The 19,300-nt window shown below is 30.5% G+C and carries 18 protein-coding genes; 5 read left to right on the top strand and 13 right to left on the bottom strand.

Translation table 11 applies throughout. From position 1 onward, the window contains the following. Together H8S20_RS06350 and H8S20_RS06345 are read left to right on the top strand one after the other, a co-directional pair. A partial coding sequence (locus tag H8S20_RS06350; RefSeq protein ID WP_186859570.1) for a sensor domain-containing diguanylate cyclase/phosphohydrolase occupies positions 1–1,669 on the top strand: 1,669 nt, incomplete at its 5' end. A 34-nt stretch (positions 1,670–1,703) separates the two neighbouring features. Further along, positions 1,704–2,489 (top strand): biotin--[acetyl-CoA-carboxylase] ligase, encoded by a 786-nt coding sequence (locus tag H8S20_RS06345; protein WP_186859569.1) that lies wholly within the window; start codon positions 1,704–1,706, stop codon positions 2,487–2,489. Here H8S20_RS06345 and H8S20_RS06340 read toward each other — a convergent pair. Genes H8S20_RS06340 through H8S20_RS06290 form a run of 11 tightly spaced genes read right to left on the bottom strand, consistent with a single transcriptional unit; the run spans position 2,486 to position 11,564 of the window. Continuing rightward, positions 2,486–3,280, bottom strand: a complete 795-nt coding sequence (locus tag H8S20_RS06340) for an acetyl-CoA carboxylase carboxyltransferase subunit alpha (protein WP_436231592.1) — start codon at positions 3,278–3,280, stop codon at positions 2,486–2,488. The two genes, H8S20_RS06345 and H8S20_RS06340, sit on opposite strands and share 4 nt — an antisense overlap. Continuing rightward, positions 3,273–4,139, bottom strand: a complete 867-nt coding sequence (gene accD / locus H8S20_RS06335) for an acetyl-CoA carboxylase, carboxyltransferase subunit beta (protein ID WP_186859567.1) — start codon at positions 4,137–4,139, stop codon at positions 3,273–3,275. The genes H8S20_RS06340 and accD overlap by 8 nt, the downstream gene beginning before the upstream one ends. 13 nt (positions 4,140–4,152) lie before the next feature. Then, complete coding sequence (locus H8S20_RS06330) at positions 4,153–5,496, bottom strand: acetyl-CoA carboxylase biotin carboxylase subunit (RefSeq protein ID WP_186859566.1); 1,344 nt, start codon at positions 5,494–5,496, stop codon at positions 4,153–4,155. 16 nt (positions 5,497–5,512) lie between these two features. Beyond that, on the bottom strand, positions 5,513–5,929 hold the full coding sequence (fabZ, locus tag H8S20_RS06325; protein WP_032118171.1) for a 3-hydroxyacyl-ACP dehydratase FabZ: 417 nt from the start codon (positions 5,927–5,929) through the stop codon (positions 5,513–5,515). A gap of 16 nt (positions 5,930–5,945) precedes the next feature. Beyond that, the gene (gene accB, locus H8S20_RS06320) at positions 5,946–6,440 is read right to left on the bottom strand and encodes an acetyl-CoA carboxylase biotin carboxyl carrier protein (protein WP_032118170.1); all 495 of its coding nucleotides are present in this window, start codon (positions 6,438–6,440) and stop codon (positions 5,946–5,948) included. Next, entirely contained in the window at positions 6,422–7,666 is a 1,245-nt protein-coding gene (fabF, locus tag H8S20_RS06315) for a beta-ketoacyl-ACP synthase II (protein WP_186859565.1), read from the bottom strand. The genes accB and fabF overlap by 19 nt, the downstream gene beginning before the upstream one ends. A 13-nt stretch (positions 7,667–7,679) precedes the next feature. Continuing rightward, on the bottom strand, positions 7,680–8,423 hold the full coding sequence (fabG, locus tag H8S20_RS06310) for a 3-oxoacyl-[acyl-carrier-protein] reductase (protein ID WP_032118168.1): 744 nt from the start codon (positions 8,421–8,423) through the stop codon (positions 7,680–7,682). Continuing rightward, positions 8,416–9,369 carry an ACP S-malonyltransferase gene (gene fabD / locus H8S20_RS06305; protein WP_032118167.1) on the bottom strand — a complete coding sequence of 318 codons (954 nt, stop codon included), beginning with the start codon at positions 9,367–9,369 and terminating at the stop codon, positions 8,416–8,418. The genes fabG and fabD overlap by 8 nt, the downstream gene beginning before the upstream one ends. A gap of 14 nt (positions 9,370–9,383) precedes the next feature. Next, positions 9,384–10,310: an enoyl-[acyl-carrier-protein] reductase FabK gene (fabK, locus tag H8S20_RS06300; protein WP_032118166.1), complete on the bottom strand. Its 927-nt coding sequence runs from the start codon at positions 10,308–10,310 to the stop codon at positions 9,384–9,386. 18 nt (positions 10,311–10,328) lie between these two features. Continuing rightward, positions 10,329–10,553 (bottom strand): acyl carrier protein, encoded by a 225-nt coding sequence (acpP, locus tag H8S20_RS06295; RefSeq protein ID WP_032118165.1) that lies wholly within the window; start codon positions 10,551–10,553, stop codon positions 10,329–10,331. A 36-nt stretch (positions 10,554–10,589) separates the two neighbouring features. After that, entirely contained in the window at positions 10,590–11,564 is a 975-nt protein-coding gene (locus H8S20_RS06290) for a beta-ketoacyl-ACP synthase III (protein ID WP_032118164.1), read from the bottom strand. 193 nt (positions 11,565–11,757) lie between these two features. On the opposite strand from H8S20_RS06290, the gene H8S20_RS06285 reads away from it, so the two are divergent. The 3 genes from H8S20_RS06285 to H8S20_RS06275 all read left to right on the top strand — a co-directional run bounded on the left by H8S20_RS06285 (position 11,758) and on the right by H8S20_RS06275 (position 13,967). After that, positions 11,758–12,825, top strand: a complete 1,068-nt coding sequence (locus H8S20_RS06285) for an NAD(P)H-dependent flavin oxidoreductase (protein WP_186859564.1) — start codon at positions 11,758–11,760, stop codon at positions 12,823–12,825. Between the two features lie 128 nt (positions 12,826–12,953). Beyond that, positions 12,954–13,376, top strand: coding sequence for a zinc ribbon domain-containing protein (locus H8S20_RS06280; RefSeq protein WP_032118162.1), 423 nt, complete (start codon positions 12,954–12,956; stop codon positions 13,374–13,376). Between the two features lie 432 nt (positions 13,377–13,808). Further along, positions 13,809–13,967, top strand: a complete 159-nt coding sequence (locus H8S20_RS06275; protein ID WP_186859563.1) for a hypothetical protein — start codon at positions 13,809–13,811, stop codon at positions 13,965–13,967. A gap of 58 nt (positions 13,968–14,025) precedes the next feature. On the opposite strand, the gene H8S20_RS06270 is transcribed toward H8S20_RS06275, so the two are convergent. Together H8S20_RS06270 and H8S20_RS06265 are read right to left on the bottom strand one after the other, a co-directional pair. After that, positions 14,026–14,817 carry a class I SAM-dependent methyltransferase gene (locus tag H8S20_RS06270; protein ID WP_186859562.1) on the bottom strand — a complete coding sequence of 264 codons (792 nt, stop codon included), beginning with the start codon at positions 14,815–14,817 and terminating at the stop codon, positions 14,026–14,028. A 118-nt stretch (positions 14,818–14,935) separates the two neighbouring features. Beyond that, positions 14,936–19,270 carry a PolC-type DNA polymerase III gene (locus H8S20_RS06265; RefSeq protein WP_186859561.1) on the bottom strand — a complete coding sequence of 1,445 codons (4,335 nt, stop codon included), beginning with the start codon at positions 19,268–19,270 and terminating at the stop codon, positions 14,936–14,938. Positions 19,271–19,300 lie beyond the last annotated feature (30 nt).

Below are 19,300 nucleotides of genomic sequence, written 5' to 3'. Positions count from 1 at the left end.
TTATGAGAATTTATATAATATTAAACTTACTGATACATTAGGTAAAACAAATAAAGAAGTTTTTCCAAAAGAAGTCTCTTCTTTATATGACAATCAAATAAGAAAATGTATCTCTGAAAAGAAAACTTTAACCTTCAGCGGAAATGTAGGAAATACTTTTGTTGAATGTATAATGTTTCCTATATTAAATTTAAATAACGAAATATATTTAATAGCTGGAATTATATTACCTATAAATGATAAAGTAAAAAGACAAGTAGAATTAAAAAAACAAAAGGATATATTAAAAACTATAATCGACTCCTTACCAGAAGCTATATTCTATAAAGATAAAGATTGCAAGTTTATAGGATATAATAAAAACTTCAGTGACTTTTACGCCAATTTAGGAGTTTATGATTTAATAGGAAAATCTGATTTGGAAATTTACCCCAATAAAGAAACAGCCAAAAAGTTTATTGAACAAGATAAAGAGATAATAAGAACTAAAAAAGCAAAATCTGCTCAATACTCCATATCATATAAAGATGGTGATGTTAGATTTGAAGAAAATCTTAAGGTTCCTGTTATTAATGAAGACGGTGAAGTATGGGGGATTGTAGGACTATCTAGAGATATAACAGAAAGAAAAAAACTAGAAAATAAACTTAGATATCTAAGTTATACCGACTCTCTTACAGGTCTATATAACCGCTCTAGCTTCGACGAAAAATTAAATAAGTATAACCAAGAAAAATATCTCCCACTTGGAATAATCATGGGAGATGTTAACGGCTTAAAATTAGTTAATGACACCTTAGGTCACTTAGAAGGAGATAAACTTATCAAAAGCATCTCAAATGTATTAAGAGATGTATGTTCAAATAGGGGTTCAGTTTTCCGTTGGGGTGGAGATGAGTTTATGATTCTTCTACCAAACTGTAGTGAACAATTATGTGAAAACATAATGAAAGAAATTTTAGATAAATGTAAACATTACGATTATGAGTTTATTCAATTAAGTATAGCCTTAGGGGAATCGGTAAAAAACTCCACTTCCCAGAATATTTATGAATGTATAAAAGAAGTAGAGGAAAAGGTATATAGAAGAAAATTATTAGATAAAAAAAGTATACGAAGTTCTATTACTGACTCATTAATAAAAAGCCTTCAAGAAAAAAATACAGAAACTGAAGAACACACAGAGAGAGTAACTACCTATGCATATTCATTAGGGGTTAAACTTAACTTTAAAGCTTCAGAATTAGATGAGCTTTTTCTAGTTGCTAAGCTTCATGATATAGGAAAAATAGGTATAAATGAAGAAATTCTTTTAAAACCTGATAAATTAACAAATGATGAATTTATAATAATGAAGACTCATTCTGAAAAAGGGTATAGGATACTTCAAGCTATGGGAGAGCTAGAAAACGTCGCTAAATGTGTTTTATGTCACCACGAAAAATGGGATGGTACTGGTTATCCTCTATGTCTGAAAGAAGATGAAATACCTTTGATATCACGAATAATATCAATTGTAGATGCTTACGACGTAATGACTAGCAAACGTCCATACAAGAAGCCAATGACTAAAGAAAGCGCTATAGCTGAATTAATACGTTGTTCTGGTACTCAATTTGATCCTTTTTTAGTTAATATTTTTATAAATTCAGTTTTAAACAATAATTGATATGTCTATAATCTAAAGATAAGGAGATTTAATTATGAATAATATTTTAAATACTGAATTAGATAAGTTTAAAATACTATATCCTAATACTGAATTCTATTTTTTTGAAGAAATAGATTCAACAAATAACTTTTGCAAAACATTAGCTAAAGAAGATTTTTCTAATCCCACAGTGGTTTTAAGTGATACACAAAGCTGCGGAAGAGGAACCAAAGGTAGAAGTTGGACATCTCCTAAAGGTGCCGGATTGTGGTTTTCTATTTTATTAAAACCAAACTTTCCTCCTAAATTTTTAGGTTCTATTCCACTTTTAACAGCCACTGCTATTTATGAATCCTTATCGGAATTTGGTATTAAATCTAGTATTAAATGGCCTAATGATATTTTTATTAAAGATAAAAAAGTATGTGGAATTTTAACAGAAAGTAATTTATCAAACAATAAAATAGAATATCTTATTATAGGTATAGGTATTAATGTTAATCTCTCTTTGAATGACTTTGATCCAGAGCTTCAAGATAAAGCCACCTCTCTTAAAATTTCATATAATAAAGACTTTAATAGATTTGATATTTTAAATGTTATATTAAAAAATTTTAATAGCTTATACTATAAGCTCACAGATGATAAGATAAAGTGTATAATAGAAAATTATAAAGCTAACTCTTGTGTCCTTAACAAAAAAGTTAGCTTACATTATAATAATACATATGAAATTGTAACTCCTATCGATGTTATGAATGACGGAAGCCTATTAGTAAAAGATACTAATAATAAATCAAAACAGATTTACTCTGGTGAAGTTTCTCTTAGATTTTAAGAGAAACTTCTAAATCTTTTATATCTTTCTTCTAAAAGAATATCTACTGTTTTATTCTTTAATATTTCTAATTCCTTTATTATCTCTTCTTTTATATTTTGTGCTACACTTTCTAAATCATTATGTGCTCCACCTTTAGGCTCCTTAATAACTTTTTCAATTATATTTCTATCTAAAAGCTCATAAGATGTAATTCCCATAGTTTCAGCAACTTCCTTTGATTTTGTTGAATCCTTCAATAATATTGAAGCAAAACCTTCTGGAGACAAAATTGAATATACTGAATTTTCCAACATCCAAACTCTATCACCAACAGCTAATGCAAGTGCTCCACCACTCCCACCTTCTCCAATTATAATTGATATTATAGGAACTTTAATAGTAGAGATTTCCATCAGATTTCTTGCTATAGCTTCTCCTTGCCCTCTCTTCTCTGCCTCAACGCCACAATAAGCTCCTGCTGTATTTATAAAACAAATAATAGGTCTATTAAACTTTTCTGCTTGTTTCATAAATCTTAAAGCCTTTCTATAACCTTCGGGATGAGGAGACCCAAAATTTCTCTCTATATTTTCATTTAAATCTTTTCCTTTTTGCATTCCAATAACAGTAACTGGCTCATCTTCTAAAAAGGCTAGCCCTGCTACTATAGCCTTATCATCTTTGTATCCCCTATCTCCATGAAGCTCTATAAAATCTTCAAAAATCTTATCTATATATTGAAGTGTAGTAGGTCTTTGAATCATTCTTGCTATTTCAACTCTACTCCAAACTTTAACTTTTTTACTCATAACGACTCTCCTTATATCCATGAAGCTTTAAAAGTTTATATAAGGTTATTTTCATATCTTCTCTTTTAACAATTTTATCAACAAATCCATTTTCTAAAAGAAATTCTGCACTTTGAAAGTCATCAGGTAGCTTTTCTTTTATAGTTCCTTCGATTACTCTTCTACCAGCAAATCCAACTAATGCTTTTGGTTCTGCTAAAATAATATCGCCTAAGCTAGCAAAACTTGCTGTAACTCCGCCTGTTGTAGGATCTGTTAAAACAGTTATATATAAAAGCCCTTCATCATTATGCCTTGCAATTGCACTACTTACTTTAGCCATCTGCATAAGCGAGAAAATCCCCTCTTGCATTCTAGCTCCTCCTGAAGTAGTAAATATAATTATAGGTAACTTTTCTCTTGTAGCCTTTTCAATAGCTAATGTAATTTTCTCGCCTACAGCAATTCCCATGCTTCCCATAAGAAAATTCGAATCCATTACTGCAACTATACTTTTAATTCCATTTATTTTACACTTACCTGTAATTACTGCTTCAGTTAGTCCACTTTTCTCTCTATTACTCTTTAGCTTTTTATCGTATCCTTCAAAATCCATAGGATTTCTTGATGATATACCACTATTAAATTCCTCAAAAGATCCTTTATCACAAACTTGATCAACTCTCTCAAAAGCACCTAATCTAAAATATCCACCACAATGATTACAAATTTTATAATTTTCTTCTAAGACTTTTTTATATAATATCTTCCCACAACTATCACATTTAACCCATGTGCCATCTGGTACTACCGGTATATCTACCGCTTCTTCTTTAGTTAAATTTACTATTCCATACTGTCTTTTCTTAAAAATACCCATATTGATCACCATACTATAAATTATATTCAGTGCTTATAAATGAAGTATCAAAAATGCCTAATTTAAATTTCTTATTATTCAATATATCTATTTGAAAATCTATATTGCATTCAACACCTTCTATTACAAACTCATCTAAAGCTCTAATCATTTTATTTATAGCCTCTTCTCTATTATTTCCATGAACTATAACCTTAGCTATCATAGAATCATATACTGGTGGAATTGTATATCCTGGATATACTGCTGTATCTACTCTAATACCATTTCCCCCTGGCAAATTTAAAAATCCAATTTTTCCAGGAGAAGGAGCAAAGTTCTTACTAGGATTTTCTGCATTTATTCTACATTCTATAGAGTGTCCCTTAACATTTATATCTTCTTGAGTTATTGATAGTTCTCCACCATTAGCTATTCTCAATTGTTCTTTAACTATATCTACTGAAGTAACCATCTCTGTTACTGGATGCTCTACCTGTATTCTAGTATTCATTTCCATAAAATAAAAGTTCTTATGTTTATCTACTAAAAACTCAATTGTTCCAGCATTTGTATACCCTACTGCTTTGGCAGCATCTACAGCCGCTCTTCCCATCTTATCTCTTAATTCATCAGAAAGAATAGATGATGGTGCTTCTTCTAATAACTTTTGATTTCTTCTTTGAACTGAACAATCACGTTCACCTAAATGCACTACATTTCCAAAACTATCTGCAAGTATTTGAAATTCAATATGTCTAGGATTCTCTATAAATTTTTCCATATATACTGAATCATCACCAAAATTTACTTGAGCTTCTGATTTAGCAGTAAAAAAAGAATTTTCTAGTTCACTTTCTTCTTTAACTATTCTAATTCCCTTACCACCTCCGCCAGCTGAAGCTTTTATCATAACTGGATAACCAATTCTTTTAGCTTCTACTCTAGCTTCTTCAAAAGACTTAATTAACCCTTCGCTTCCTGGCACAATAGGTACTCCAGCTTTTTTCATCATTTCCCTAGCTTTTGATTTGTTACCCATAATATTTATTACATCACTGCTCGGTCCTATAAACTTAATATTACATTCTTCGCATATTGCAGCAAATTCTGCTTTCTCGGACAAAAAACCAAATCCTGGATGAATTGCATTGCACTTAGTTATTACTGCAGCACTTATTATATTGCTTTCATTTAAGTAGGAGTCTTTTGATTTAGGAGTACCAACACAAATAGACTCATCAGCTAACTGAGTATGCATAGCTTCCTTATCTGCTTCAGAATATATAGCAACAGTCTTTATACCCATTTCCTTACAAGCTCTTATTACTCTTACAGCAATTTCACCTCTATTAGCTATTAATACCTTTCTTATCATAAAACACCTCTTCATCTTAGCCAATCATAAATGTTAATTCAGCTTCACAAGCCTTTTTACCATCTACATATGCTATTCCTTTACCAATGCCTGCTACCCCTCTTATTTTAGTTAATTCAACTTCTAAAGTTAAGGTATCCCCTGGCACAACTTTCTTTCTAAATTTAGCATTATTTATTCCACCAAAATAAGCTATTTTCCCTTTAAACTCTTCTCTTGTTAAAAGAGCAACTGCACCAGCTTGAGCTAAGGCTTCAACTATTAATACTCCAGGCATAACTGGCTCTACTGGAAAATGACCTTGAAAGAAATATTCATTCATAGTAACATTTTTTGTTGCAACTATTTTATTTCCCTCTAAGCTTTCAACCTTATCTATTAAAAGAAAAGGATATCTATGTGGAATTATCTCCATAATCTCTTTTATATCCATATATAATCTCCTTAGACTATTTAATTTTAAATATAGTCATACCAAACTCTACTATATCTTCATCTTTTCTTAATATTTCAATTATCTCACCATCAAAATCTGAAGTTATTTCATTCATGATTTTCATAGCTTCTACTATACAAAGTACATCTCCTTTTTTTACCTTAGTTCCAACTTCTACATAAGGTTTCCCCCCTGGTATTGAAGATGAATAAAATGTACCTACTAAAGGTGATTTAACTTCTTTTAAATCTATATCTACAGAATTATTAATTTTATCTTCTACTCCTACTTCCTTTAATTCTCTTTTTGTAGTAGTTTTAAAATCAATTTCATCTTGTTTACTTTCTTCCCTTCTGCTTATTTCCTTTACTTTTGATTCATCATTTTTACTTAGTTTCAGCTTAAAACCATCATTCTCAAGTTCAAAAACTCTTATACTAGATGAATCAATTTCATTTATTAACTCTTTTATCTTGTTATAATCTAGCACTATAAATTCTCCCTCCATTTTTTAAATATAAGGGTTCCATTATGCCCTCCAAATCCTAAAGAATTTGACATTGCATAATCATATTCTTTATTTATTCCATGATTAACAACTAAGTTTAAATCACATTCTTCATCTTGATTTACATAATTTATAGTTGGTGGAATAAATCCATCTTCTAGTGATTTAATTGATATAATAGCCTCTATCGCCCCTGCAGCACCTAAAAGATGCCCCGTCATAGACTTCGTAGAACTTACATATATATTCTTATAATCTTCTCCTGTAGCCTTTTTTACTGCTAAAGTTTCTACCTTATCATTAATCTCTGTAGATGTTCCATGAGCATTTATATACCCTATACTATTTGACGATATATTTGCATCCTTCATTGCTTGAATCATAGCTCTCGCAGCTCCATCTCCATCACTACTTGGAGAAGTAATATGGTATGCATCACAGGTAGTACCATATCCCACTATTTCAGCATATATTTTTGCTCCTCTTTTTAAAGCACTATCTAAATCTTCTAAAATTAATGAGCCAGCACCTTCACCCATTACAAATCCATTTCTATCTTTATCGAAAGGTATAGATGCTCTACATTTATCCTCACTTCTACTTAAAGCAGTAAGTGATTGGAATCCCGCAATTCCAAAAGGTGTAATTGAAGCTTCAGATCCTCCAGCTATAATTACATCTAAATACCCATCTTTAATACTTCTATATGCTTCTCCTATGGCATGAGTAGATGTCGCACAAGCAGAATTTAAGCTTAAACAACTACCTAAAATTCCATGTTCTATAGCTATTGTTCCTGCTGCAATATTTGCAATTCCCATTGGTATAGTAAGTGGTGATACTCTGTTAGGTCCTCTATCTTTTAATGTATTAATTTGATTTTCTATAGTACCTATTCCACCTATACCACTTCCAAATATAACTCCAATTCTCTCTTTATCAATATTATCTAAATCAAGCTTACTATCTTTTACAGCTTCATTAGATGCTATAACTGCAAATTGAGTGTATTTATCCATTCTCTTTGCTTCTTTTTTCCCTATATAATCTTCTACATTAAAGTTTTTAACTTCAGCAGCTAATTTAACTTTGAAATCTATTGTATCAAAAATAGTAATTTGATCTATACCATTTTTATTTTTTTTAATATTATTCCAAAATTCATTTGCTGAATTTCCTATTGGAGTTATTGCTCCTATTCCTGTAACTACTACTCTTCTTTTCATAAGAAACTCCCTTCTAGTTCATCACCATTCCACCATCAACACTAATTACTTGCCCAGTAATATAGTCAGACAGCTCAGAAGCTAAAAACAATACTAGGTTTGCTACTTCTTTTGGCTCTCCTATCTTTTTCATAGGAATACTTTGAATTATATTTTCCTTAATTTTTTCTGGCAAATCTTTTGTCATATCTGTATTTATATATCCTGGTGCAACTACATTTACATTTACATTTCTTGTCGCTAGTTCCCTTGCAATTGATTTAGAAAATCCTATTACACCAGCCTTTGATGCAGCATAATTACATTGTCCTGCATTTCCTGATAAACCAACTACTGAAGATATATTTATTATCTTTCCGTATCTTTGTTTCATCATAATTCCAGAAGCAGCTTTGGTAGTATTAAACACTCCCTTTAAATTTACATCTATTACTGAATCAAAATCATTTTCTTTCATTCTAAGAATTAACCCATCCTTAGTTATCCCAGCATTATTAACTAAAATATCTATGCTCCCAAGGCTCATCTTTGATTCTTTAATAAATTCATCAACTTCTTCTCCATTGCTTACATCACATTTTTTTGTAAATACATCTACACCTAATTCTTTTAATTCATTAACTAAACTATTTAACTCTTCATTTTCTTTTCTATAATTTATAGCTATATTAGCTCCATTTTTAGCTAAAGTTATAGCTATTTCTCTTCCAATTCCTCTTGTAGCTCCAGTAATAACTGCATTTTTATTTTTAAGCATTTAAACTACCTACTTCCTCTAAAGTTTTATTTAAAGATTTAATATCCTCAACATTAAATATATTCACTTTAATTTTATTACTTCTGCTTATTTCTTTAATAAAACTACTTAATGTTCTTCCTGGCCCAATCTCTATAAATGTATCAATACCCATACTAAGCATTTTTTCTACTGTTTCTCTCCATCTAACTGAAGATTTGACTTGCTTTATAAGAATATCTTTTATATCCTCTTCCTTTTGTATTACATCTGCAGTTACATTGCTTATAACAGGTATCTTCATTGAATTAAACCTTATATTTTCAAACTCTTCTTTCAATTTAACTGATGCTGGTTCTAATAATTCAGTATGGAATGGACCAGATACTTTAAGACTTATAGCTCTCTTTGCTCCATATTCTAGGCAAAGGTTAGATGCAAAATTTACAGCCCCTACTTCTCCACCAATTACAATCTGATTGCATGTATTATAATTAGCTATTTGAACTATACCTTTATCCTTAGACTTTTCTAAAGCTTCTTCTATTTTTTCTATAGATAATCCCATAATAGCAGTCATAGCACCAACACCTAAAGGTACGGCTTCCTGCATATACTTCCCTCTTTTTTTAACTAATTCTACAGCCTCTTTAAAAGATAAAGCTTTGGCTGCAACAAGCGCTGAGTATTCACCAAGACTTAATCCAGCAACTACTTCTCCTTCAATCCCATTACTTTTTAACACCTCTAACGCAGCAATAGATGTAGTCAGTATCGCCGGCTGAGTATTCTCTGTTATGTTCAATTCTTCAACTTCTCCATTAAAAGTTAAGTTTTTTAAATCAAACTTTAATATTTCATTAGCATTATCAAAAATATTTTTTGCTTCATGGAAATTTTCATATAATTCTTTTCCCATTCCTACATATTGAGCACCTTGCCCTGAAAATACAAATGCTATCCTCATATGTCCTCCTAATTTTATAAGGACTTTCTAAGTTCCTCATACTCATCAAATATCTCTTCAATTATTTCTTTAACATTTTGTTTTCTAGTAACCATTCCACTTATTTGACCAGCCATTAATGAACTATTATCTACATCTCCATCTTTTACAGCTCTTCTGAGTGCTCCTCTTCCTAACTCTTCTAACTTCTCTGCAGATACATTACTAGATTCTAATTTCAAAAACTCTCTTGCTAATTTATTTTTTATTACTTGAACTGGATGCCCTGTAATTCTTCCAGTAACTACAGTATCTATATCTTTAGCTTTAATAACAGCATTCTTATAATTTTCATGAATTGTACACTCATCTGAAACTAAAAATCTAGTTCCCATTTGAATACCTCTTGCTCCTAGTGCAAAAGCTGCTGCTATTCCTCTTCCATCACATATTCCTCCCGCTGCTATTACAGGAATATCTACTGCATCAACTACTTGTGGCACTAATACCATAGTTGTTAATTTCCCAACATGCCCTCCAGATTCACATCCTTCTGCTATAACAGCATCCGCCCCAGCTCTCTCCATTCTTTTAGCTAACGCAACTGATGGAACTACAGGAATAACCTTAATCCCAGCTTCTTTCCACATAGTCATATACTTTCCTGGATTCCCTGCTCCAGTTGTTATAACCTTAACACCTTCTTCAACAGCAACCCTAGCTAACTCTTCTGCATTATCTGAAAGTAGCATTATGTTTAAACCAAAAGGTCTATCTGTTAACGCTTTTGTTTTTCTTATCTCTTCTCTTATATAATCTACAGGAGCTGTTGCCCCTGCAATTATACCTAACCCTCCAGCATTTGAAACTGCTGAAGCCAAAGAACTATCTGAAACCCAAGCCATCCCACCTTGGAAGATCGGATATTTTATATCTAACATTTTACAGATATCATTTTTCATAAAATATACTCCAATCTATTATTTTGTTACAGATTCCACAAATTTAACTGCATCTCCTACAGTCTTTATCTTCTCAACGTCTTCTACTTTCACATTAAATTCATCTTCTAATTCCATAATAACTTGGAATAAATCTAATGAGTCTGCATTTAAGTCCTCTATAAAGCTTGTTTCTAAAGTTATGTTTTCCTCTTCTATCCCTAATTGATCTGCTACTATTCCTCTAATTTTTTCAAATATCATAATAAATTCCTCCAAATTCAAATTACTTTTTTATTTTTAAATTTCAATTAATGTTCCTGCCCAGGTTAATCCTCCACCAAAAGCAGCTAAAATTACTTTATCACCTTTTTTTATAAGTTCCCGTTTTATCATTTCATCTAGTGCTATTGGTATACTTGCTGAAGAAGTATTTCCGTATCTCTCTAGGTTTATATAAAACCTATCACTAGTTATTCCTAATCTCCTTGAAGCCTCATCAATAATTCTTGAGTTCGCTTGATGTGGTATTATATATTTTATATTATCTATCTTTTCTCCTGATTTTTCTAAAAGATTATTTACTATGGTTGGTATTACTGATACAGCAAATTTAAATACCTCTCTACCTTCCATTTCTATATATCTTTTTTCATCATCACTTTCTTTTACAAACGGATTATTTAAAGAAAGATTTGTACTAGTTAGGGCTTTAACACCTTTAGCTCCATCTGATCCAAAGAAAGTGCTAATAATTCCATAGTCATCGCTACTTTCTAAAACCGCAGCACCTGCTCCATCTCCAAATAAAACACAAGTATTTCTATCTTTCCAATCTACAATTCTTGATAAAACCTCTGCTCCGATAACTAAGGCTCTAAATTTTTCATTAGTTTTAAGTAAACTATTAGCTATTATAAGCCCATATACAAAACCTGAGCATGCTGCTGATATATCAAAAGCTGTTGCATTTATACACCCTAGTCTTTCTTGAACACTACAAGCTGTAGACGGCATTATTCTATCTGGTGAAGTAGTGGCTACTATAATTAAGTCAATATCTTCTGTAGTATATCCGCTATTTTTCAATGCCTCTTCACTAGCCTTAACTGCAAGGTCTACTGTAGATTCCCCGTCTGATATTCTTCTTTCTTTAATACCAGTTCTTTTTGCTATCCACTCATCAGAAGTATCAACTAAGGATGATATATATTCATTACTAACTACATTACTTGGGCAATAGTGCCCTATACCGACTATCTTAACTCCTTTCATATCAGTCCTCTTCTCTCATTTTATTTAATTCGATATCAAATATTTTGAATATCAAATTATTTGTATGATAATACTTTTTTCAAATATTGTCAACATTAATATTTTTTTTAAATATCTTGTTTTTTTTGAATTATACTACTATAATGTCATTATTGCTTTGATTATCAAACTATTTTATTTAAAGGAGTTTATTATGAAAATTAAACCGTTAATAATTGGAGATTTAATAACAAAATTACCTATAATACAAGGAGGTATGGGAGTGGGTGTATCATTATCTAACTTAGCTGGTAATGTTGCAAAACATGGTGCTATAGGTGTAATATCTGCTGCTCATGCTGGTTATATGGAAGAGGATTTCGAAAAGAATACTACCGAGGCAAATATAAGAGGTTTAAAGAAACATATACAAAAAGCTAAAGAAATTTCATCTAATGGAATTATTGGCGTGAACATAATGGTTGCAACAAATTATTATAAAGAACATGTTAAAGCAGCTATAGAAGGTGGTGCAGATTTAATCATATCTGGCGCTGGTTTACCATTAAAACTACCAGAATTTATAGGTGAAAACTTAATCAAAATAGCACCTATAGTTTCGTCAGCTAAAGCTACTAATGTTATATTAAAGTATTGGTATAAACATTATAATAAAACTGCTGATGCTATAATAGTCGAAGGTCCACTAGCTGGTGGACATTTAGGCTTTAAAAAAGATAAATTAGAACATGAAATAGAAAATTTTGACCAAAATATCAAAGAAGTTATTCAAGAGGTATCTAACTTCGAAAAAATATTTAACAAAAAAATTCCTGTTATAGTTGCCGGTGGTGTTTTTGATTCTGATGATTTAAAAAAATACTTATCTTTAGGTGCTAGCGGGGCTCAAGTAGCTACACGTTTCGTTGCTACTCATGAGTGTGATGCTCATATCAACTTTAAAAATGCATACATAAATAGTAATAAAAATGATATTGAATTAGTAAAAAGTCCTGTTGGTATGCCTGGTAGAGCTTTAAAAAATAAACTTACTGAAACTTTAAAAGTAGAAAATGTACCAGTAAGAAAATGTTACAATTGTTTAATTCCTTGTACCCCTGCTACTACCCCTTATTGTATCTCAGAAGCATTAATTGCAGCCGTAAAAGGTGATATAGATAATGGATTAGTATTTTGTGGTTCAAATGCACATAGAATTAACTCAATCACTTCAGTAAGCAATGTATTATCAGATCTAACTAAGGATATTGAAATATCTTAATACTTAAGCTAATTACATCATTCCTATTAAAATTAATTATTTATTAACTTTTTATTCAGTATAAGAAATTGTCCCAAAAACATTTTTATACTATAATATATCTAATTAAAGATTTTAGGAGTGATTATATGAAATTTTTAGAAGGTACTTATGGAGTAGATTTACTCTCATTATTCCTTATTTTAATATCTTGTATTTTTAATATATGGGATATTACTAGAGTTTTTTCTATTATATTATTAGTATTTGCTTTTTATAGAGCTTTTTCAAAAAAAATATATAAAAGAAGAGAAGAATACAATATATTCTACACTTACACAAATAAGTTATTATCAAAGTTTGGAAAATCTATCCCTTATAATTTACCTGTTTATAACTTAAGCAATCTTTCTAAAGTATTTAAAAACTTTAATTATTGGGTAAACGAAAAGAAAAATTATAAGATTACAAAATGTCCAAACTGTAAGCAAAAACTAAGATTACCAAGAGGAAAAGGAAATATCGTAGTTACTTGTAAAAAATGTTCAACAAAATTTGATTTTAGAACATAAAAAAATGCTATTGCATATAATAATTGCAATAGCGTTTTTTATATTATATTAAAATTTTAATTTTAAATTAATTTATGTACTCTTTATAAGTTTTTCTAAGACATCTAATCCTTCAAAATTATGTCCTATTCCTTCAATTTATATACTTTTTCTAAATTTTATCACTTATACTATATAACGTTTATACTTTCTTGTCATTAGGATAATAATTTCTGTAAGCCACTGTCGAATCTATTTTTTCTTTACTATTTAACCCATCCTTATTTTTACTTTCTATTTTGTGATCTCTTTTTTTCATTTTTACTACTCCTCTTATAATTTAATTCTTATTAAAAATTTTATACTTTTTATATTTATAATATGTCACTTTATTACTAATACTATTAATAATATAATTTTAGTTTTTTAATAAATATATAAGGAGATATTAAAATGAAAAAGTTAACTTTTATACTTTTAGTTTTTCTACAACTTAATTTAATAAGCAACATAATATACAGTATGTCATTGTTTGGTTCCTATGACTTTAAGTCCTATGATTACAAAGAACCAACCTATAAAATAATGTTACCTAAATGGTGGGGTAATTAAAATAAAGGCTTAAGAAGATATATTTATTCTTTTTAAGCCTTATAATTTATTATATAAACTACCCTTTAACACCTTTAGCAATTAAATTTATTAGAATAACTATTGTATTTTTTGAACTAATCATATCTTTACTTTGTTTTAACAGCTGAGCCAATTTTGGGTTTATTCTTGATAAGTTTTTAATATCCTCATTGGTAATATTCATTTCTCCCGCAATACTATTAACTCCAACAATATCACTGTGAATAGCTACTGCTTCAAAATCTAATCCATTAAACCCACCTAGCTTTAATATTTTTAGAAGTTTCCTTCCAACTTCTCTATTCCATCTAGTTTTTTTCTCTAAGCGTCCTAATATATTTCTTTCATTCTTTAATATATCTGGCTCACTTATTCCCCATATTCCTCTATCTGAATCTATAACTGATACTATTCCACCATATTTTAATACCCTATAAATTTCCTTACTTGCAGCTATAGGATCTTCTAGATGCTGAAATACAAATCTACTTACAACAAAATCATATTTTTCTTCTTGAAGAGTGTTATTATATACAGATTCTTCTTTGAACTTAACCCTACCTTCATACTTACTTAAATTATCTTTAGCAAAATTCATTAAATCAGCATCTGGCTCTAATAAAGTCACTTTGCAATTTGGCAAATTCTCTAGTAAATGCTCTGAAAAAAAACCAGGTCCGGCTCCTAAGTCTAATATATTCATACCATCATTTAAACCTAACCACTTCAAAGTTCTAAACTCTTTTTCCCACCCTAAACTTACTTGTCTTTGTAGTCTATTTATTTCTTGATTAAGACCTATCAAATTATAAAAATTACTATAATTCACATTTAACTCCCTTGATATTGCTTATAAATATTTTATGTTTATTCACTGCTAATTGTTCATATATAGTAAAAAAGACTAATTGAAAAATTTTTTTCAATTAGTCTTTAGTATGTATATTTTAGAATAATGATAATTGGTTAGTTTCTGACATTCCCTCTAAACATCCATGATTACCTAATGTCTCAATAACAGTTTTAGAAACCTTCGTTCTAAGTCTTAAATCCTCTTTAGAAATGAATTCACCATTAACTCTCGCCTCAGCTATAGCTTTAGCAGCATTAACTCCAACCCCTTGAAGTGAACTCAATGGAGGTCTTAAAGCATTATCAATAATTAAAAATTTCGTTGCATCAGATTTGTACAAGTCAACTTTTAGCATATTAAATCCTCTCTTATACATTTCAAAAGATAATTCAAGCACTGTAATTAATCCTTTATCTTTTACAGTTGCATTATTTCCAAGGGAATATAACTCTTGTAACTTAGCATGTATAGCCCCTTCACCTTTACATATTAAATCAGCATCAAAGTCATCTGCACCTCTTACAGTAAAATATGTTGCATAATAAGCAAGCGGATAATAAACTTTAAAATAAGCAACTCTAACAGCCATCATTACATACGCAACGGCATGACCTTTCGGGAACATGTATTTAATTCTCTTACAACTTTCTATATACCAATCCTCAACATTATTTTCTTTCATGGTCTTCTCAAAATCTTCAGTAAGCCCTTTACCTTTTCTTACACTTTCCATTATTGTAAAAGCAGTTTTAGGTTCTACACCTTTATACATAAGATAGACCATAATATCATCTCTTGTTGCTATACAATCTCTAAGTGTTGTATAACCTTCTTTGATAAAATACTGAGCATTATTAAGCCAAACGTCAGTCCCATGCGAAAGTCCTGATATTCTTACTAAGTCCGAAAAAGTTTGTGGTTGAGTGTCTACAAGCATTTGTCTTACGAACTTAGTACCAAACTCAGGCAACCCATACGAACCAACTTCGCATCCTAATTCTTCTTTAGTAACTCCTAAAGCATCTGGTGATGTAAATAACGATAGTACTTTTTTATCATTCAACGGTATAGTCTTAGGATCTACTCCAGTAATATCTTGAAGCATTCTAAGCACCGTCGGATCGTCGTGCCCAAGTATATCTAACTTAAGTAATCTACCTGATATTGAGTGATAATCAAAGTGTGTTGTTGTAACATCTGAAGTTGAATCATCTGCTGGTCTTTGTATTGGTGTAAAATTATATACTTCAGTATAATTAGGTACAACCATAATCCCCCCGGGATGTTGGCCTGTAGTTCTTTTAATTCCAGTACATCCGATTGTCAACCTCTCTATTTCTGCTTGAGATACCTGAATACCTTTTTGATCTAAGTATTTCTTAACAAATCCATAAGCAGTTTTCTCTGCTACTGTACCTATTGTACCTGCCTTAAATACATACCCTTTTCCAAATAATACTTCTGTATATTTATGTATATCACCTTGGTTATCTCCAGAAAAGTTTAAATCTATATCTGGTTCCTTATCACCTTCAAAACCAAGGAAGGTTTCGAAAGGAATATCATGACCATCTTTAATATATGGAACTCCACAATCAGGGCAATCTTTATCATCTAAGTCAGCCCCTGAACTTACTGATCCATCCAAAAAGAAATGTGACTTTTTGCATTTCGGACATACATAGTGTGGTGGTAACCCATTAACTTCTGTTATATCTGACATAGTAGCAACAAATGAAGACCCAACTGATCCTCTTGAACCAACTAAATAACCATCAGAATATGATTTCGCTACTAACTTTTGTGCTATAAGATAAAGCACAGCATATCCATTATTAATAATGGAATTTAATTCTTTGTCCAATCTTTTTTGAACAACTTCTGGTAAATTCTCTCCATAAATTGAGTGTACTTTGTTCATAGTCATATTTCTAATATCATCATCAGCACCTTCAATTTTAGGTGGATAGGTTTCATCCGGTATAGGTTTTACAACGTCTATAGAATCTGCTATTGCTTGTGGATTTTTAATTACTACCTCTTTTGCAATTTCACTACCTAAATATGAAAATTCCTTTAACATCTCTTCAGTAGTTTTAAAATATAACGGTGGCTGACTATCTGCATCACCAAAACCTTGCCCTGCCATTATTATACGTCTAAAAGCTTCATCATAAGGTTCTAAGAAATGAACATCTCCAGTGGCCACTGTCGGTTTATTTATTTCCTTTGCCAGGTTATAAATCTTCCTATTAATTTCCCTAAGCTCATTTTCATCCTTAACATTTCCTTTTTCTATAAGGTATGCATTATTTTCTATAGGTTGAATCTCCACATAGTCATAAAAACTCATTATCTCTTTAATTTCTTCATCACTTTGTCCACCAATTACAGACCTATAGATTTGTCCTGCCTCACAAGCTCCTCCAATTATCAAACCATCTCTCATTTCCATAAGCTTTGACTTTTTAGTTCTCGGTCTTCTAAAAAAGTTATCTATATGAGCCTCTGAAACAAGTTTATATAAGCTTTTTATACCTTCTTGATTTTTAGCTAATATAATAATATGATAAGTTGGCAATTTCTTTATATCTACTTTCTCTAAGAAAACTTTGTTTAATTCTAATAAAGTTTCTATTTCTAGCTCTTCTTTTATCTTTTTAATACACTCTAATAATATATCTGCCGTAGCCTTAGCATCATCTACTGCTCTATGATGACTTTCAAGTTTAATTCCTAAATACTTTGCTACTAAATTTAATTTTACAGACTTTAATTCAGGATATAAGAATCTACAAACCTGTACTGTATCAACTACTGTAGGTGAGAATTCTAACCCTAAATCATTACTATTCTTAGCTATAAAGCTACAGTCAAAGCTAGCGTTATGTGCAACTACAACTGCATCTCCAATAAACTCTAAAAATCTTGGAAGCACATCATGTATACTTTTTGCATCTCTTACCATATCTTCTGTTATTCCTGTTAATTCTGTTATCTTATACGGTATAGCTCTTCTAGGATTTACAAATTCACTAAAGTTATCTATTATTACTCCATTTTTTATCTTAACAGCACCAATTTCAATTATAGAGTCGTTTTTAGGTGAAAATCCTGTTGTTTCTAAATCAAAAACAACATATGTATCATCAAGATTTTGTCCCTTTTCATTTAGAGCTAACGGAACACCATCATCTACTAAATATCCTTCAACTCCATATAGCACTTTAATTTTATTTTTTTTAGCAGCAATTTGAGCATCAGGGAAAGCTTGAACAACACCATGGTCTGTAATTGCTACTGCAGGATGTCCCCATTTCGCAGCCCTTTCAATTATCTTAGTTACAGGGGTAACCCCATCCATAGCACTCATAGTCGTATGACAATGAAGCTCTACTCTTTTTTCATCTGCTCCATCCATTCTTTCTATCTTCTTCATCTTTAAGATATCTCTACCCATAAGGACAACTTCTCTTGCATAAGAATCATATACAGCTTCTCCTCTTACTTTACAATAAAGTCCCTTTTTAATGTTATCAAGAACTTCATCTTTCTCTTGAGGTTTTAAGAAGCATTTAACTATTATAGATCCTGTAAAGTCTGTTATGAAGAAAGTTAATATTATTTTTCCAGTTTTTGTTTCCATTGTTTCCACTTTAAATACTTCTCCAAGTACAGCAACATATCCGGAAGTCTCATTTATTTCTCTAATAGCAGTAGCTTCAATAGAAATATTTCTACCATAGATAGCATTTTCTGCTTTAGCTTCTCTTTTATATGTATTTTCCTTCTTCTCATAAGGCTTCTTCTCTGCTGGCTTATTAGGTTTAGCAGCTTGTGGTGCTGAACTAACCTCTTTAGCCCTATCTGACATAGCTTTAGCTATTAATTCTCTTTCTTTTCTCGCTGCTTCTTCTGGAGATATTACTACCTCCATCGATTGATCAAACTTCACTTCAACCCTACAATTAATTCCAAAAATAAGTCTTATGCTATTTTCTATATTTTTACTACCATCTTTAGAATTTAAATGTTCCGTAAGTTTATCATAACCATTAAGCACTAAAACCTTATTATCTTTTACTACCTTCTTGCAATTTAATAATAATGTCCTGCATAGAGGCGTCTTTTTAATTATATCTGATATACATTCTACCCAGTGTTCTTCTATAACTTCTTCTAAGTTTATATCACTAGCATCTCTATAGAAAATTACTTCAACAGTAATTTTTATTCTAAGAGTTTTACATATAATATTTTTTATTAACTGTTCCTCTTCTATAGCTAATTTTTCTTTTCCTCTTAAAACAACTTTCAATATATTACTCTTTTTTAAAAATTGAAATTTTATTATTTTAAGATCTTTATCTTCTAAGCTTTCATGTTTATTTATTTCAAGGGTTAACTTTTTTAAAACATCTTCGCTCATATTGCACCCCCAATCAACTTTATAAATAAG

Source organism: Clostridium hominis, assembly GCF_014287825.1.
GTDB classification, from domain to species: Bacteria; Bacillota; Clostridia; order Clostridiales; family Clostridiaceae; genus Clostridium; species Clostridium hominis.
The sequence above is the reverse complement of the archived record's forward strand: the minus strand, read 5'-3'. Positions and strand labels throughout refer to the sequence as shown.

Bases quoted from the DNA above. Each gene is read 5' to 3' on its own strand.
- H8S20_RS06345 (WP_186859569.1), top strand. From the start codon at position 1,704: ATGAATAATATTTTAAATACTGAATTAGATAAGTTTAAAATACTATAT.
- H8S20_RS06340 (WP_436231592.1), bottom strand. From the start codon at position 3,280: ATGAGTAAAAAAGTTAAAGTTTGGAGTAGAGTTGAAATAGCAAGAATG.
- accD (WP_186859567.1), bottom strand. From the start codon at position 4,139: ATGGGTATTTTTAAGAAAAGACAGTATGGAATAGTAAATTTAACTAAA.
- H8S20_RS06330 (WP_186859566.1), bottom strand. From the start codon at position 5,496: ATGATAAGAAAGGTATTAATAGCTAATAGAGGTGAAATTGCTGTAAGA.
- fabZ (WP_032118171.1), bottom strand. From the start codon at position 5,929: ATGGATATAAAAGAGATTATGGAGATAATTCCACATAGATATCCTTTT.
- accB (WP_032118170.1), bottom strand. From the start codon at position 6,440: ATGGAGGGAGAATTTATAGTGCTAGATTATAACAAGATAAAAGAGTTA.
- fabF (WP_186859565.1), bottom strand. From the start codon at position 7,666: ATGAAAAGAAGAGTAGTAGTTACAGGAATAGGAGCAATAACTCCAATA.
- fabG (WP_032118168.1), bottom strand. From the start codon at position 8,423: ATGCTTAAAAATAAAAATGCAGTTATTACTGGAGCTACAAGAGGAATT.
- fabD (WP_032118167.1), bottom strand. From the start codon at position 9,369: ATGAGGATAGCATTTGTATTTTCAGGGCAAGGTGCTCAATATGTAGGA.
- fabK (WP_032118166.1), bottom strand. From the start codon at position 10,310: ATGAAAAATGATATCTGTAAAATGTTAGATATAAAATATCCGATCTTC.
- acpP (WP_032118165.1), bottom strand. From the start codon at position 10,553: ATGATATTTGAAAAAATTAGAGGAATAGTAGCAGATCAATTAGGGATA.
- H8S20_RS06290 (WP_032118164.1), bottom strand. From the start codon at position 11,564: ATGAAAGGAGTTAAGATAGTCGGTATAGGGCACTATTGCCCAAGTAAT.
- H8S20_RS06285 (WP_186859564.1), top strand. From the start codon at position 11,758: ATGAAAATTAAACCGTTAATAATTGGAGATTTAATAACAAAATTACCT.
- H8S20_RS06280 (WP_032118162.1), top strand. From the start codon at position 12,954: ATGAAATTTTTAGAAGGTACTTATGGAGTAGATTTACTCTCATTATTC.
- H8S20_RS06275 (WP_186859563.1), top strand. From the start codon at position 13,809: ATGAAAAAGTTAACTTTTATACTTTTAGTTTTTCTACAACTTAATTTA.
- H8S20_RS06265 (WP_186859561.1), bottom strand. From the start codon at position 19,270: ATGAGCGAAGATGTTTTAAAAAAGTTAACCCTTGAAATAAATAAACAT.